Source organism: Emticicia agri (genome assembly GCF_004168285.1).
GTDB lineage: Bacteria > Bacteroidota > Bacteroidia > Cytophagales > Spirosomataceae > Emticicia > Emticicia agri.
The window spans coordinates 150,465-164,411 of the sequence record NZ_SEWF01000007.1; the positions used below are offsets into that span (position 1 = coordinate 150,465).

The window sequence follows — 13,947 nt, forward strand, 5'->3', positions numbered from 1 at the left end:
TACGCTTATCAAATTTACTTCATACAGCTATGCGCTATTTTCTGCTCGCCACTTTACTTATCGTCCATTCACTTACACAAGCACAAACACTTATTGACAAAATAAAGCAACTCAGGTATGATACGCAATGGCAGCAGGTAGCGGCTATTCCCCTGCAATTTCCTACTTATCACCCGCAGGGCATGGTCAGAATCGGAAAGTTTTTCTATATGAGTTCGGTAGAGGTAATCAAGCCACCCAAAAACGGAGAAACAGGCGAAGGTATCGGGCATTTGTTTAAAATGGATTCTACGGGCAAGCTGTTAGCACAGACTACTTTAGGCGAAGGCTCCATGTATCATCCCGGCGGTATTGATTATGATGGCAAACATATATGGGTTCCGGTAGCAGAATATCGTCCCAACAGTCAGGCGATTATTTATAAAGTTGATCCAGCCAATATGCTATCAACAGAAGTTTTCCGTTTTAAAGAACACATCGGAGGCATTGTACATAATACCGATGCGCACACACTTTTTGGCATTAGCTGGGGCTCAAGAAATTTTTATCAGTGGAAACTGACTTCTAAGGGGCAGGTAAGCAATGCCTCTGCTTCTCCGCAAGATTTGCGTATCAGCAATCCGTCATTTTATATTGATTATCAGGATTGCCATTATTTGGGTAATCATATGATGCTTTGTTCCGGCCTTCAACGATATACTCATAATAACCAGACCATCCGCATTGGGGGTTTCGACCTAATTAGCTTAAAAGACTATCGGCCTGTCCATCAAGTGCCTATTCGCTTATGGTCTCCTACAGGCTTACCCATGACAAGCAATCCATTCTGGATAGAATCTACTGCCGACGGAATCAGCACCTATTTTCTACCCGACGACGATAAAGCCTCTACACTTTTTATTTATAAGGCTGTTTTGAAGCCTTAAATAGGCATATATTCTGCTCAATATTAAGTTTTTACAAAAAATCAAAAAAAAACTACCGAAAATTTGGTAGTTTACGAGTTTGTTTTTATAATTGCCGAAGATTTCGGCAAGAGAATCCGAAAATATCGGCACAATGAAAAACAGTACAACTAAAACTTTACTTGCTTTTAATATTGCTCATCTGAGAAAATTAAAAGAACTAAGCCAGGGGGCTTTGGCAGAAGCACTGAGTGTTCCAAGAACCACATTAGGTTCTTGGGAAGAAGGGAAGTCATCTCCTACCATTGAGGGATTAACAGCCTTAGCCAGGTTTTTTGATGTATCCATTGACACATTGGTAACGATAGACCTTACACACCTAACAGACTTGAAAAGCCTGCTTGAAATAGGTGGTAAAAGAGTACTGTTTCCGATAGTAGTAGATAAGCAGGGCAATGATATGATTGAGTTAGTGCCTGTAAAAGCCTCAGCAGGTTATCTGACAGGGTATAACAATCCTGAGTTTATTCAGGCCTTGCCTCGTATCTCATTACCTTATATCGCCAACGGAAAATACCGGGGCTTTCCAATTATAGGAGACTCAATGCCACCATTGGAAAAAGGAGCATTTGTGATTGGCAAGTACCTGGAAAACCTCTCTGAAATAAAAGATGGCAAAACCTATGTGATACTTACCCAGAACGATGGACTGGTGTATAAAAGAATCCATCAGTTTAATATAAAAGACGGGCATCTGATGCTTCATTCTGACAATACCTATTATATGCCTTATAAATTGCCTTTTGAAGAAATTTTTGAAATATGGGAGTTTGTCTGTAGCATCAATCCTACCGACAGACAACCGAGTGATTTACTTTTTTCGGTCTTACAAAGTATTCAATACGATGTGCAGACGATTAAGCTAAGCATGAAGTTGTAAGCTATATCGATAGTAAGGGACTCGAAAACTGCTGTTTGATTATTAAAAAAGTAGTTTGAATTCCATTCAAACTACTTCCAAAAACTTTTCCTAATAATTAACATTTAAAACAAACCTGAAATGCAAACCGCTAAATTTTTAAGTATGAGAATTTACGAATATATGGCCGAAGGAATCGACTTCAAGATGCACGATTTCTTACCGGCTTCCAATAAAAAACAAGCCATGAAAAAGGTGCGTTCAACGATTGCCAAAATGGGCTACCAGAAACCAACCTCTCTTAATTTAGTACCTGTTAAGTAAGCAATCACATGATCATTGAATCCCTGAATATTTTTAGAAGAGTAAGTGTAGAGAAATAGCTTAATCCACATCACACTTTTTTAATCAGAACAATTTTTGTCTTTCACTGCTACAGGGCTATTTCTCTTTACTCTTTCTTACCCCTTCTATTCATAAAAGTTCTGCCTATACTTTTTTTACCGAGTATATACTATTTATTGCTTTTATTGTCTGCTACCTTCGAGATGCCCCTATCAGGCTGTTTATGAATGATTTGACAGGGCACTAAAAATATTATTGCAGCTAATACAAGAAATTTAACCAAAACTTAGTTAAATTCGTGGTGTGCTTTAAAATTTTTTATACAGGATGCTGGAAAATCGTAAACAAACTATTCTTTTTTTCTTCTTTTCAATTCTCATGATTTACGCTGTGAGGTTGCTATACCTACAGGTAATTGATGACAAGTACCGCTCTTTGGGTTCAACCAATGCCATCAGACGAGATGTACAGATTCCATTACGTGGACAGATATACGACCGTAACGGAAAACTTTTAGTGGCTAATGTAGAGGTGTACGATATGTATGTAACCCCTCGTAAAGTACAGCCCCTTGATACCCTTACATTCTGCCGTTTGTTTGGCATCACACGCCAGTATTTCGACAGCACTATGCGTATAGCTAAAGAGTATTCGGTCAACCGGGCTTCTTTATTTTTAAGACAATTATCAAAAGAAGACTTTGCCAAAGTTGCCGATGCCATGGTTAATTTCTCAGGCTTTCATTTTGAGCAATCTTTCTTCCGCACTTATCCTGCCCATACAATGGCCAATGCCCTTGGCTATATAGGTGAGCTATCTAAAAAACAATATGATGAGCAGGGAGAAGCAAAATATTACAGAAAAGGAGACTATATAGGTTTAACAGGTCTGGAAAAAGAATATGAACTCGACCTGCGGGGACAACGTGGAATTAGGTTTACGATGGTGAATGTAAAAGGCGAAGATAAAGGTTCCTATGGTAATGGCGAATTTGATACGCTGGCTGTAATTGGCAAAAATCTCTATTCTACTATTGATGTGGAGGTACAACAATTGGCTGATAGTCTTTTCCAGAACAAAGTAGGTGGTGTAGTAGCCATTGAACCTAATACCGGAGAAATCCTTACTTTAGGTTCGTACCCTACTTATGACCCTAATGAACTTTCAGGCAGGCTTTTTTCTACCAAATTCAGAGAGTTATCTCTGAACCCTGATAAGCCTTTATTGAATCGGGTAACCAACTCTTTTTACCGCCCGGGTTCTACTTTCAAATTAGTGCAATCGGCTGTTGCTTTAGAATTAGGGGTTATTACGCCTACCACCTCTTTTACGGGCTTTCCCTCTCCTATGGCTTGCCACGGGCACTCAGCTTATCATACTGCTAATCTGCATAATGCTATTCAGAACTCTTGCAACCCTTATTTTTTCAATGTATTTAAGAAAATCATTGGCAACAACGATATTTCCAGTCCTTTTATGTCAGCACGTGATGGTCTTGCCGTATGGCATACGATGATGGAAAAATTTGGTTTTGGTGTAAAATTAGGTATTGATTTACCGGGTGAAAAAGCCGGACTACTGCCAAGCGTAGAACGTTACGACAAAGTATATGGTAAAAACCAGTGGAAATTCTCTAATATTTACTCATTGAGTATCGGTGAGGGAGAGTTAGGTGTCAATGTCTTGAAACTGGCTAACCTGTGTGCGGCTTTAGCCAATCATGGGTATTGGGTAACTCCTCACTTGATAAAAGGAGTAGGTAAAACAAAAGGTGGTGTAAAATCTGATTTAGTGAAAGTACATAAAACAGATATTGATCCCGGATATTTTATACCTGTAGTAGATGGGATGTATGATGTTGTTGAACACGGTACAGGCCGTGTGGCACGTATAGAAGGTCTTGAAGTATGTGGTAAAACCGGTACTTCGCAAAACAAAAAAGGTGGCGACCACTCGCTTTTCATCGCTTTTGCGCCACGCGTCAACCCTAAAATTGCCATTGCCGTAGTAGTAGAGAATGGGATATGGGGTGCAAGGGCTGCGGCTCCGATTGCCTCTTTGTTGATAGAAAAATATATTAAACGAGATATTAAACGTAAAGAATACGTACAGCAAATCATGAATACCAGCTATCGTACAATGGCAGGGCGTGCCGCCGCAGGTAGTCCTGAAAATTAATATCCCAAAACAAAAATACCCCTTTTCGAGGGGTATTTTTGTTGATAAGCATATGTTTTAGTTACTCAATTTCAGCATCGGAAACAATCTTCTTATATCATCATCTGTCGGCCTTGACCCATACTCGCATATTTCAAAAGACTCAGCGTGCTTTACATTGGCGGCATAAGCCTTTCCATACCATTTTTCCAACGAAGCTCTTGCTTCGGGCGTAATGGGTACCGCCCTGGTTTTGGCCAACCATGCTTTTCTTTCCGCATCACCTTTAGGCACCTGGTCTAAATACCCTCCTATCCACGGCAACCATTCATAAACCTGAGAAACATGTGCATCAAGCGCATAAACTTTCTGTTCATACACGGCTGAAATATCTACTACTACATCAGGTCTGAAAGGGTTTGGTCGCTGAAAATTATCCTGAAAATACATAAAAACAGGATTTTTCTTCAATGGTGGTGTATCCGGAGCAACATTGGGCACACCTACCATATAGGCCGCATCTTGTACCAAAATACCTGTATATCTATGGTCGGGATGATAGTCGTTGGGTCTTGGGGCTATTACCATATCAGCCCCCCACTCTCTTATTTTACGGATAATCTGTAGTCTGACATTCAGATTAGGCAACAACTCTCCATCATGATTGTCTAATACATCATACTCTACACCAAATCTTTTCCCTGCTTCTTTGGCTTCGGCAAATCTTCTTTTGGCAAGCATACCTCCACCCTCGCTTTGATGTCCGGCGTCTCCGTTGGTTACTGCCACAAACTTAACGGCATGACCCATCTTGGAAAGCAATATGCCTATGCCGCCTGCATCTAAATCGCAGTCGTCGGGGTGGGCACCAATCATAATAATTCTCAGAGGTTTTTGTGTCTGGCTGTAAGCCGTGGCACTTACCAGCAGAAAAGCCAGTAAAATGATATGTCTTCGCATAATTGTGTTTTTAAAGGGTTGAATTTGTTTAAATTACTGCTAAAAATATAATATTTTCGCATGGTTTACAATCTATTCAGCATACAAAAAACATCTATACGCATGAATAAATCATATTCTCTTTACGCTATACTATTTCTACTCTTTTTAAGTATCGGCTCTAAAGCACAACAGAACACTGATAACGGCAAATTGACTGTTCTGAAAACACCTGACTTTGAAGTAAACGGTAAAGGTACAAGCACTTACTGGGGTAAAACCAACTGGGTTTCTTTACCACAGCGCAGAAAAGACGGCAAAGTATATGTAACCGATGCCAAAGTACTATATTCAGATACAGGCATTTATTTTCTGTTTCACTGTCAGGACTCTCTGATTACTTCAACGCTAAAAGAAGATTTTGCGAATTATATCTGGAAGACGTAGTGGAGGTTTTTTTATGGACCGACGAAAGTATGCCTATCTACTTTGAATATGAATTATCGCCTTATAATTATGAGTTGCCTATTCTGGTACCTAATATGAAAGGCACATTTTTAGGGTGGCGTCCTTGGCATTATGAAGGAGATAGAAAAACCCGTCATGCCGCCTATATTGAAACCAAAGGCAATACTGTAACAGCCTGGAATGCTGAATTTTTTATTCCTTATGCTTTACTGAAACCTCTGAATAATGTTCCTCCTAAAAAGGGCAATCAATGGCGTGCCAATATGTATCGGATAGATTATGATAACAAAAGTTCTACCTGGTCGTGGCAATTAACAGGACCCAGTTTCCATGATTATGAGAAATTTGGCACTTTTATTTTTGACTGATAAGGTATCCATCAATATTTTCAGGCAATAATCAGGGCTTTCATCCGATTATCAGATTGGATTATTCTTTTTCCTGAAAAATCTTTTACATTTGCCCAAAATAGAAACAACAATGACTTTACAACAACTTTTTCAGCGAATTGGCGAAAATCCGGGCTTTTTGCTCTTCTACTTCCTGATTATTCCTGTGGCAGCCATTGTAGCAGGCTTTTTAGGCAAAGGAGAAGGCCATCTTTCTCCCTGGAAATACCTGTATGCGATTCTTATTTATCTGGTAAGTGTACCGGGCATTTTTTCAGTAGCGCTCAATATCTACTTTTTTCTCTTTCAACGGGGCGATGTGATGCAGACTGATGTTTATATGCAGATTTTGCCAATCGTAGTCATGTTAGTTACCATATTCATCATCCGCAGAAATGTTAGTTTAGCCCTTATCCCGGGATTTGATAAGATTTCAGGTTTGTGGTTTATGCTTTTTGCCACCATGTTTCTGATGTGGTTATTAGAAAAAATACATATTGTTGTTTTCTCTTACCTGCCTTTCCAATACCTATTGGGTATCTTTGTTGTACTTTTCATTCTGATTTATATAGGTTGGCGACGCTTTGTGGCCAAATAATATTTTCTCTCATTTCTTAAAGAAATGAGAGGTTTTTGGGGATTATCCATTCAACTATTGTTTTTAGTCATACTGCTTATGAAGAAAATAATTCTATTTCAGAAAGAGCCTAAAGACAATACAAAGCGTTCGGGTTCGCGTAAAATGCTTATTTTACTGACAGTCAACCTGATTGGCATAGGTCTTATTTCCATTCTACCTAAAAATGCTTCTTTTATTCAATTGAAAGTAAATAGTTTTTATACAACCAAAGCTCGTTTAGGCAATGGTTTAGATAGTACCGCCCGTTATAACCTTACTTATGCCAAAGAATGTGCTATCATCAATTTATTAGATTCGGTACTTCAGAAAGATGATTTATTTCTTTTACCCCCGCAGTATTATCTGGTAGAAAATACTTACAACAGTAAACAAGCCTTCGACCCTTATACCTGGACATACCCAAGTAAATTCAAGAATCTGGCGATGAATAAAATACCTTTTGTTGAAATTACGTACCCGGATTCTATCCTGCAAAGAGCGACGCATACTTTTGTAGCCAGCCCCAAAAAAGGACTTCAATTAGTCAGTTTAAATAGTTACTCTTTAGCAGAAAAAGAAGCCATCATCAATAAACTCAAAACTTACCGGCCCTTTGGTTTTTTCATTCCTCAAACAGCCATTGATTACCTGAAACAGAAAAATAAAAACCAATGGAAACCTTAGCCATTTTTATCCATATCATTACCGGAGCAGGTTTGCTGAGTATCTTCCGTATACACAGACATTTCATTGCTTTTGTATCTTTGGCTTTTTTATTGGGTATTGGTTTAGCTTCTTTTATCCCTTTTCTCTTAGAGTGTATACATATCAATATCAATCAAACCACTGTTTTAAGTGGCCTGATAGTCCTGGCTATCATTAGCATCATCTCTTGTATCATTAATAAAAATTTTCTATCTGAAATAATCACATCTGCCAATATAAAAATCAGACTTTATGAAATTCCCTTTTTTCTGATTACAGCCTATTTTATATACATCAGTGTATGGAAATGTTATTTTTATCCGAATATTCCTTTTGATACCATTGTTGGGCCCGAACTGATAGCAAAAGCTACTTTTTTTGAGCAGACACTTAAAAACAGTATATATACCGATTTCTTACCCAAAAGTTATCCACTTAGTAATCAGCCCTATTATGCGCCTTTTATTATGCTCATGCAGGTAGTTTATCTTTGCTTAGGCTCGTTTTTTGGCAAAGTCTGGCTTTCGGGTATGGTGTTGGCTTTTTTCCTTTATTTTTATTTTGAGTTAAGACACTATATTCATCCTATTCTGGCAGGTTGGTTACTTATACTCCTGTGGTTCATGCCCGAACTCTATGCTTATACCTATCTGGTACAGACCGATTATCCGAATGCTATTTTTCTATTGATTGCTTTTAGCTTTCTTTATCGTTATTATCTCAATGAAGTTCCTCAAAAAGCAGATTTCTGGTTATCAAGCATATTTTTTGCCTTTGCCTGCTGGACCCGTACCGAAACTATCCTTTTTCTACCGGTAGTATTGCTGTTTTTATACAAGCAAAAATTCCTTCAAAACGCTATCATTTACAGCATATTGCCATTGATTTTGTTTCTAGGGTGGAATTATCTGTTTTTAGGTATCGTAGTTCCCAAAGCTGTACCTTTAGGAACCATTCATCTTGATTTTAACAACTATTTCTCTCGTGGCTGGGATACGTTAATTGGTACGCACAAAATCATGTTCGATACAACCTACTGGAATTACAGTTTCATTCTCTTCTTCATACTTTTACTTATTAATATCAGTTTATACCGAACCAGAACCGAACTCATCAAATTGAGCTGGGTAATGGGTGTGCACATTATTTTTATGTTGATTGTGCTACACATAGAAGGAGCCAATATTCCATTTACCTTTAGAAGAGGCTTCTTCAAAATTATATTTCTTACCCTATTCTATGCAGGCACAAGTCAGCTATTGATTAATTGTTCGAAGTGGGCTGAACGGGTGTTAGAAAACAGATAGATGCAAGATTTATTCACTTATCAAAAAACCTAATGAAGCATCTGAAAGAGGCTCTGATACACTGCGGGGATCAGGTTTTAATTCAACTTTCCGCATAGATTCAATATCTATCGAATAGAATCCGAAATCTTCAACTACTTTGCCTTTCAGGTAGTAGATACCTGAACCACGAAGCGGATATTTTTCCAGAGAATAAGGAAAATGAACCGTATCAAAAAACTTACCCGACAAATCGTAGAAATACCCAAAGCCCATCAGGTTTCCATTCTTTGCTCTGATAGACTTCCATGTTACCAGATAGCCGTACAAGCTTATGTTTTTACCAAACAGTTCATGCAGGTTATCTGAAGTAAGGGTACTTTCCAGCGGTTCTGCACATAAATCGAACGGAGAGCCGATTGTGAAATCCAGAAATTCTATTTCATCATACATGTCTTCCAGAGGGTCAAACGATAGAGTTGGTAAGTTTGTCTCAGGTTCAAGGTATTCAAATAAGGCTTCTTTATAGACTGATGGCTTAAAATTGTTATGAAGCAGCAAATGTGCCTCCCATAATAATTCTTTTTTCGATACCCCAAAGTTTCTGAAAGCCCCAAGTCTTACCAAAACAATGAGTTGTTCAAGTCCTATGGCAACACGATGAGCAAAATCAGAAAAAGACAAAAAACGACCATTTACCTGTCTTTCTTTCAGAATCCTTTCTAAGATTTTCATTTCAAGGCTTTTGACATGTACCCATCCAAGCCAGATGGTTTTCCCTTTAATAGTGGTCAGAAACTCACTTTCATTAATATCCGGCACTTCTATCGTTCCTCCGCTACGTTTGGCTTCATGTATATAAAATTCAGTCCGGTAAAACCCTCCGAAATTATTGATAACAGCCGTAATAAATTCTAAAGGATAATAGGTTTTCAGAAAAAGACTCTGATAACTTTCAACGGCATAGGAAGCTGAATGAGCCTTAGAAAAACTATAACCTGCAAAACTTTCAACCTGCCGCCACACTTCTTTTGCCAGTTCATCACTATATCCCTTTTCTTTACAATTAATAAACCATTTATCTACTATTTTCTCAAACTCTATTCTGGCTCTATATTTACCCGACATGGCACGTCTAAGCATATCGGCCTCCCCCAGGGTCATACCTGCAAACCCATGAGCTACTTTTATTACATCTTCCTGATAAATCATTACACCATAAGTATCTTCTAATAATTCTTTCATTTTTGGGTGCAGATAATCGATGTTGTGTGGATTATGATGCCTTTCTATATAGGCTTTCATCATACCACTACTGGCTACGCCGGGCCGTATAATAGAACTTGCAGCTACCAGTGTCAGGTAGTTATCACATCTGAGTTTCCACATCAGTTGCCGCATAGCCGGCGATTCTACATAGAAACAGCCCATCGTTTCATTACTTTGTAGTTTTTTCCTGATGTTTTCATCTTCCTTAAACTTCTGTACCTGATGAATATCAATAGTAATCCCGTGGTTTTCACGCACTATATCAACTGCCATTTTGATATGCCCCAACCCTCGCTGAGACAATACATCAAATTTTGCGAAACCTATCTCTTCAGCTACATACATATCCCACTGACATATCGGGAAACCCTTAGGCATAGGTTGCAAGGCCGTATAATTGAATAAAGGTTCTTCTGAAACAAGAATCCCTCCTGCATGGATAGATAAATTATGCGGAATATCATCCATCAAAGGAGCATATTTCAGAATATACCTCATGTATTCGTTCGTGTGTGCTTTTTCAGGGTATTTCAGATAAGTATCTATTTCTGTTTTTGGTAAACCAAATACTTTAGCTAACTCTCGTATAGCCGAATTGCGCTGAAAAGTATTATAGGTGGCAAGCAGACACACGTGTTCTTTACCATATCTTTTAAAAATATACTCTATAATTTCGTTGCGTTCATCCCAGCTGAAATCGATATCAAAGTCAGGAGGTGAAGTTCTTTCCGGATTGATGAATCTTTCAAAATATAAATTGAGTTCAATAGGGTCAACATCTGTAATGCCTATACAATAAGCCACTATCGAATTAGCCCCTGAACCCCTGCCTACATGAAAATAACCTCTGTTTTTTGCGTAATTGATAACATCCCAGGTCATCAGGAAATAAGCCTCAAAATTCATTTTATCTATAATTTTCAGCTCACTTTCTATACGTTCAAAAACTTTCTCATGGTTCTTATTATATCTTATCGCTGCACCATCAAATGTAAGTTTGCGAAGAAACTCGGTGTCCCCTTTCTTGCTATTAGTATATACTTTTTTGTTTTTATTAGTAGATACATCAAGCTCAAAGTTACACGCATTCATAATCAATGTGGTATTCCTTAAAAAAAGCTGACAATTACTAAATTTTTCGAGAAGTGTAGCAATATCGACAAACGTCTCTTCAGGACAGGCTTCCTCGCTTTTAGGCAATTTACTCAATAGTACATTTTTATCGATAGCTCTTAGCAAACGATGCAGATTAAATGTAATCTTATCATGAAAAGTTACTGAGTGTATAGCCAGAATCTTATGAACAGCGGCTTGTTTTTGATATTTAAACAATCTGCTTATTTCCCAGAATCGTACGCCTATATATTCATTTTCATCAAGAGTTGGATTCGACTCAAGGTAAGTAACAGGATAAATAGTAAAAGTATTTGTAAAAGGTGGTGCTTTTTGCGGGAATGGCTTACCTGAAGCCAAATACGCAGATAAAAACTGATTAATTTCATAAAGCCCTTTCTGATTTTTCGCCAGAGTAATGTATTTCATTTCATAGCTGTTTCTGAATTCAACCCCCACAATGGGTTTTATATCAGCTTTTTTACACTCTTTGATAAAGTCAAAAATACCCGACACATTATTAATATCGGTCAATGCGAAGCTATTACAGCCTGCAGTTTTAGCCTTGATAATCAAGTCTTTAATGCTAAGTGTTCCGTAATTGAAACTAAAGTAACTGTGGCAGTTTAAGTACATAAGAATATAAGTTGAATATTTGCGATTTACTTAGTTGTTGGCAGGGTTTTCGATTTAATTACAGGAGGCTTGTTTGTTTGCATGCCATAAGCTCTTCCTATTATTTTTTCGCCATGTTTGTGCTTTACTTTATCCATAGCCTGATGCAAAGCTGCCAGTTTAGATGAGTTATCGAACAGATTTATCTGAGAATACCCCTGTACCAATTTGCTCAAACGAACACCTATCAGTCTGATTAGCAACCGTTTATCGTACAGATTATCAAACAAATCCATCACCTTTTCAATAATTACCTGGTCGTCAGAAGTATAAAAGACATGCGTCTGGCGGGTATAGGTATCAAAATTGGAGTAGCGGATTTTTACTGTAATAGTGCCTGTGCATTTTATTTGTTGCCGCAAGTCAAAAGTCAGGCTTTCTACCATAAAGACTAAGATTGATTTGAGCCTGACTACATCTGTCGTATCTTTATCAAAGGTCATTTCTTTTGAAAACGACTTCTGGTCATGATATGGCACAATAGGCGTATCATCAATCCCATTAGCCCGCTCCCAGAATAGCTTACCATGCTTGCCAAACACAGCCTCTAATAGTTTTATAGGCATAGCCGCCAGGGTACCAATATGCTGTATGCCCATGGTACGCAAGGTTTTAGCAGTGGTATTGCCAACCATTGGCAGTTTATTAATAGCTAACGGCTTTAAAAACAGCTTTTCATACCCTGTCAATACCTGCAATTTGCCGTTGGGTTTTGCTTCATTGGTAGCTACTTTGCTGACTGTCTTACTGGTGCTTAGTCCAAAGGTGGTATTAAGGTGTGTTTCCTTCGAAATTCTTGCTTTGATTTCTTTGGCCCATTTATAACAACCAAAGAATTTCTCCATACCCGAGAAATCACAATAAAACTCATCAATACTGGCTTTTTCTACCACAGGTACCATCTCGCTTATGATTTCAGTAACTGCATTAGAAGCCCTCACATAAGATTCATAGTCCCCCTTTACAAAAATGGCATCCGGGCACAGACGTTTAGCCATTTGTGACGACATAGCAGAGTGCACACCAAACCTGCGGGCTTCATAGCTGGCAGAGGCTACCACGCCTCTCTCGCTCGAACCACCCACCACAACAGGTTTACCGATAAGTGTCGGATTTTTCAGCCTTTCAACAGAAACAAAAAAAGAATCGAGGTCATAGTGAACTATGGCTTTTTCCATGAGTATAAAGATGTGGATAAATAATTTTTGGGATTCTGCAATAAATGTATGTACATTTTGTGTAGTATTGTCTCAACAAATTGTGTAGCCAATGGAAAGTCAATTAGTGAACCAGCTAAAAATAGCCCGGAATATCAAATTGTTAAGGCTTGGCAGAGGGCTTACCCAGGAGCAACTGGCAGATGCACTTGCTATCCCGAGCACCCGGTATGCCAATTATGAACAAGGTACAAGAGCAATTCCCATCGATACGTTATCGGCTGTATCGTCTTATTTTCATATTGCTTTAGATGCCCTTGTGAAATCAGACCTAAGCAAGGTTGATTTGAAAGGCTTAATGAAAGTAGGAGAAAACCGTTTGTTATTCCCGATTCTGATTAAAGACGACGGCAAAATTGAAAGCATTGAGGTGGTTCCCATCAAAGCTTCGGCCGGATATTTAAGCGGTTATGCTGACCCTGAATTTATAGAGACGCTCCCGAAGGCGTCTTTGCCTTTTATTGGCATTGGTACCCACAGAGGTTTTCCACTTACCGGCGACTCCATGCTTCCAATTCCTGATGGTGCTATTATTATAGGAAAATTTGTAGAAGAGCTGGCTGATATAAAAAGCGGCAGAACTTATATTGTGGTTTCCACCACAGGCATTGCCTATAAGAGGGTATATATCAAGCCACAGGAAAACGAATTACTCTTAGTATCTGATAACAAAATATATAGTGCCTATACCATGCCTTTTGAAAACATACTTGAACTATGGGAATTCAGATGCTTTATTAGCACCAAAGAGTATTCAGCTGATGAATATTCTTTAGAAAATCTTTTTCAGCAAGTACACGGTCTCTCAAAAGGTCTTGAAGAAATTAAACAGAAGATTGTTGGACAGGCTTAGCAGTTGACTTATCTCTACTTTTACAAAACAAAAAAAGAGTACCCACAGCCCAAGCCATAAGTACTCTTTTATTATTTATCAAAGCTTG

The 13,947-nt window shown here is 38.4% G+C and carries 13 protein-coding genes; 10 read left to right on the forward strand and 3 right to left on the reverse strand.

Annotated elements, in window-relative coordinates; translation table 11 throughout:
- Positions 1-29: 29 nt before the first annotated feature.
- From EWM59_RS06815 to EWM59_RS06830, 4 genes are all read left to right on the forward strand, one after another.
- On the forward strand, positions 30-926 hold the full coding sequence (locus EWM59_RS06815; protein WP_130020196.1) for a DUF6454 family protein: 897 nt from the start codon (positions 30-32) through the stop codon (positions 924-926).
- A 133-nt stretch (positions 927-1,059) separates the two neighbouring features.
- Positions 1,060-1,845, forward strand: coding sequence for an XRE family transcriptional regulator (locus tag EWM59_RS06820; RefSeq protein ID WP_130020197.1), 786 nt, complete (start codon positions 1,060-1,062; stop codon positions 1,843-1,845).
- A 120-nt stretch (positions 1,846-1,965) separates the two neighbouring features.
- Positions 1,966-2,148, forward strand: a complete 183-nt coding sequence (locus tag EWM59_RS06825; protein WP_130020198.1) for a hypothetical protein — start codon at positions 1,966-1,968, stop codon at positions 2,146-2,148.
- A gap of 399 nt (positions 2,149-2,547) precedes the next feature.
- A complete protein-coding gene (locus EWM59_RS06830) occupies positions 2,548-4,347 on the forward strand; it encodes a peptidoglycan D,D-transpeptidase FtsI family protein (protein WP_229239297.1) in 1,800 nt (599 codons plus the stop codon).
- A 57-nt stretch (positions 4,348-4,404) separates the two neighbouring features.
- Here the strand turns inward: EWM59_RS06830 and EWM59_RS06835 are convergent, their stop codons facing one another.
- Positions 4,405-5,286: a PIG-L deacetylase family protein gene (locus EWM59_RS06835; RefSeq protein ID WP_130020200.1), complete on the reverse strand. Its 882-nt coding sequence runs from the start codon at positions 5,284-5,286 to the stop codon at positions 4,405-4,407.
- 102 nt (positions 5,287-5,388) lie between these two features.
- Between EWM59_RS06835 and EWM59_RS06840 the strand changes: the two genes are divergently transcribed.
- From EWM59_RS06840 to EWM59_RS06860, 5 genes are all read left to right on the forward strand, one after another.
- Positions 5,389-5,712, forward strand: a complete 324-nt coding sequence (locus tag EWM59_RS06840) for a DOMON domain-containing protein (protein ID WP_130020201.1) — start codon at positions 5,389-5,391, stop codon at positions 5,710-5,712.
- Positions 5,713-5,741: 29 nt separating this feature from the next.
- The gene (locus EWM59_RS06845; protein ID WP_130020202.1) at positions 5,742-6,101 is read left to right on the forward strand and encodes a carbohydrate-binding family 9-like protein; all 360 of its coding nucleotides are present in this window, start codon (positions 5,742-5,744) and stop codon (positions 6,099-6,101) included.
- A 112-nt stretch (positions 6,102-6,213) separates the two neighbouring features.
- A complete protein-coding gene (locus EWM59_RS06850) occupies positions 6,214-6,720 on the forward strand; it encodes a hypothetical protein (protein ID WP_130020203.1) in 507 nt (168 codons plus the stop codon).
- A gap of 78 nt (positions 6,721-6,798) precedes the next feature.
- Positions 6,799-7,425: a hypothetical protein gene (locus EWM59_RS06855; RefSeq protein ID WP_130020204.1), complete on the forward strand. Its 627-nt coding sequence runs from the start codon at positions 6,799-6,801 to the stop codon at positions 7,423-7,425.
- Positions 7,413-8,753 (forward strand): hypothetical protein, encoded by a 1,341-nt coding sequence (locus EWM59_RS06860; protein ID WP_130020205.1) that lies wholly within the window; start codon positions 7,413-7,415, stop codon positions 8,751-8,753. The genes EWM59_RS06855 and EWM59_RS06860 overlap by 13 nt, the downstream gene beginning before the upstream one ends.
- 9 nt (positions 8,754-8,762) lie before the next feature.
- Here EWM59_RS06860 and EWM59_RS06865 read toward each other — a convergent pair whose 3' ends face one another.
- Both EWM59_RS06865 and dinB read right to left on the reverse strand, forming a co-directional pair.
- On the reverse strand, positions 8,763-11,750 hold the full coding sequence (locus EWM59_RS06865) for a DNA polymerase III subunit alpha (RefSeq protein WP_130020206.1): 2,988 nt from the start codon (positions 11,748-11,750) through the stop codon (positions 8,763-8,765).
- Between the two features lie 26 nt (positions 11,751-11,776).
- Complete coding sequence (gene dinB, locus EWM59_RS06870; protein ID WP_207219946.1) at positions 11,777-12,967, reverse strand: DNA polymerase IV; 1,191 nt, start codon at positions 12,965-12,967, stop codon at positions 11,777-11,779.
- Positions 12,968-13,058: 91 nt separating this feature from the next.
- Between dinB and EWM59_RS06875 the strand changes: the two genes are divergently transcribed.
- Complete coding sequence (locus tag EWM59_RS06875) at positions 13,059-13,859, forward strand: XRE family transcriptional regulator (protein ID WP_229239298.1); 801 nt, start codon at positions 13,059-13,061, stop codon at positions 13,857-13,859.
- Positions 13,860-13,947: the final 88 nt, after the last annotated feature.

Excerpts from the sequence above, each read along its gene's own strand:
- EWM59_RS06815 (WP_130020196.1), top strand. The coding sequence starts at position 30 with ATGCGCTATTTTCTGCTCGCCACTTTACTTATCGTCCATTCACTTACA.
- EWM59_RS06855 (WP_130020204.1), top strand. The coding sequence starts at position 6,799 with ATGAAGAAAATAATTCTATTTCAGAAAGAGCCTAAAGACAATACAAAG.
- EWM59_RS06860 (WP_130020205.1), top strand. The coding sequence starts at position 7,413 with ATGGAAACCTTAGCCATTTTTATCCATATCATTACCGGAGCAGGTTTG.
- EWM59_RS06820 (WP_130020197.1), top strand. The coding sequence starts at position 1,060 with ATGAAAAACAGTACAACTAAAACTTTACTTGCTTTTAATATTGCTCAT.
- EWM59_RS06845 (WP_130020202.1), top strand. The coding sequence starts at position 5,742 with ATGCCTATCTACTTTGAATATGAATTATCGCCTTATAATTATGAGTTG.
- EWM59_RS06825 (WP_130020198.1), top strand. The coding sequence starts at position 1,966 with ATGCAAACCGCTAAATTTTTAAGTATGAGAATTTACGAATATATGGCC.
- EWM59_RS06850 (WP_130020203.1), top strand. The coding sequence starts at position 6,214 with ATGACTTTACAACAACTTTTTCAGCGAATTGGCGAAAATCCGGGCTTT.
- EWM59_RS06875 (WP_229239298.1), top strand. The coding sequence starts at position 13,059 with ATGGAAAGTCAATTAGTGAACCAGCTAAAAATAGCCCGGAATATCAAA.
- EWM59_RS06840 (WP_130020201.1), top strand. The coding sequence starts at position 5,389 with ATGAATAAATCATATTCTCTTTACGCTATACTATTTCTACTCTTTTTA.
- EWM59_RS06830 (WP_229239297.1), top strand. The coding sequence starts at position 2,548 with ATGATTTACGCTGTGAGGTTGCTATACCTACAGGTAATTGATGACAAG.
- dinB (WP_207219946.1), bottom strand. The coding sequence starts at position 12,967 with ATGGAAAAAGCCATAGTTCACTATGACCTCGATTCTTTTTTTGTTTCT.
- EWM59_RS06835 (WP_130020200.1), bottom strand. The coding sequence starts at position 5,286 with ATGCGAAGACATATCATTTTACTGGCTTTTCTGCTGGTAAGTGCCACG.
- EWM59_RS06865 (WP_130020206.1), bottom strand. The coding sequence starts at position 11,750 with ATGTACTTAAACTGCCACAGTTACTTTAGTTTCAATTACGGAACACTT.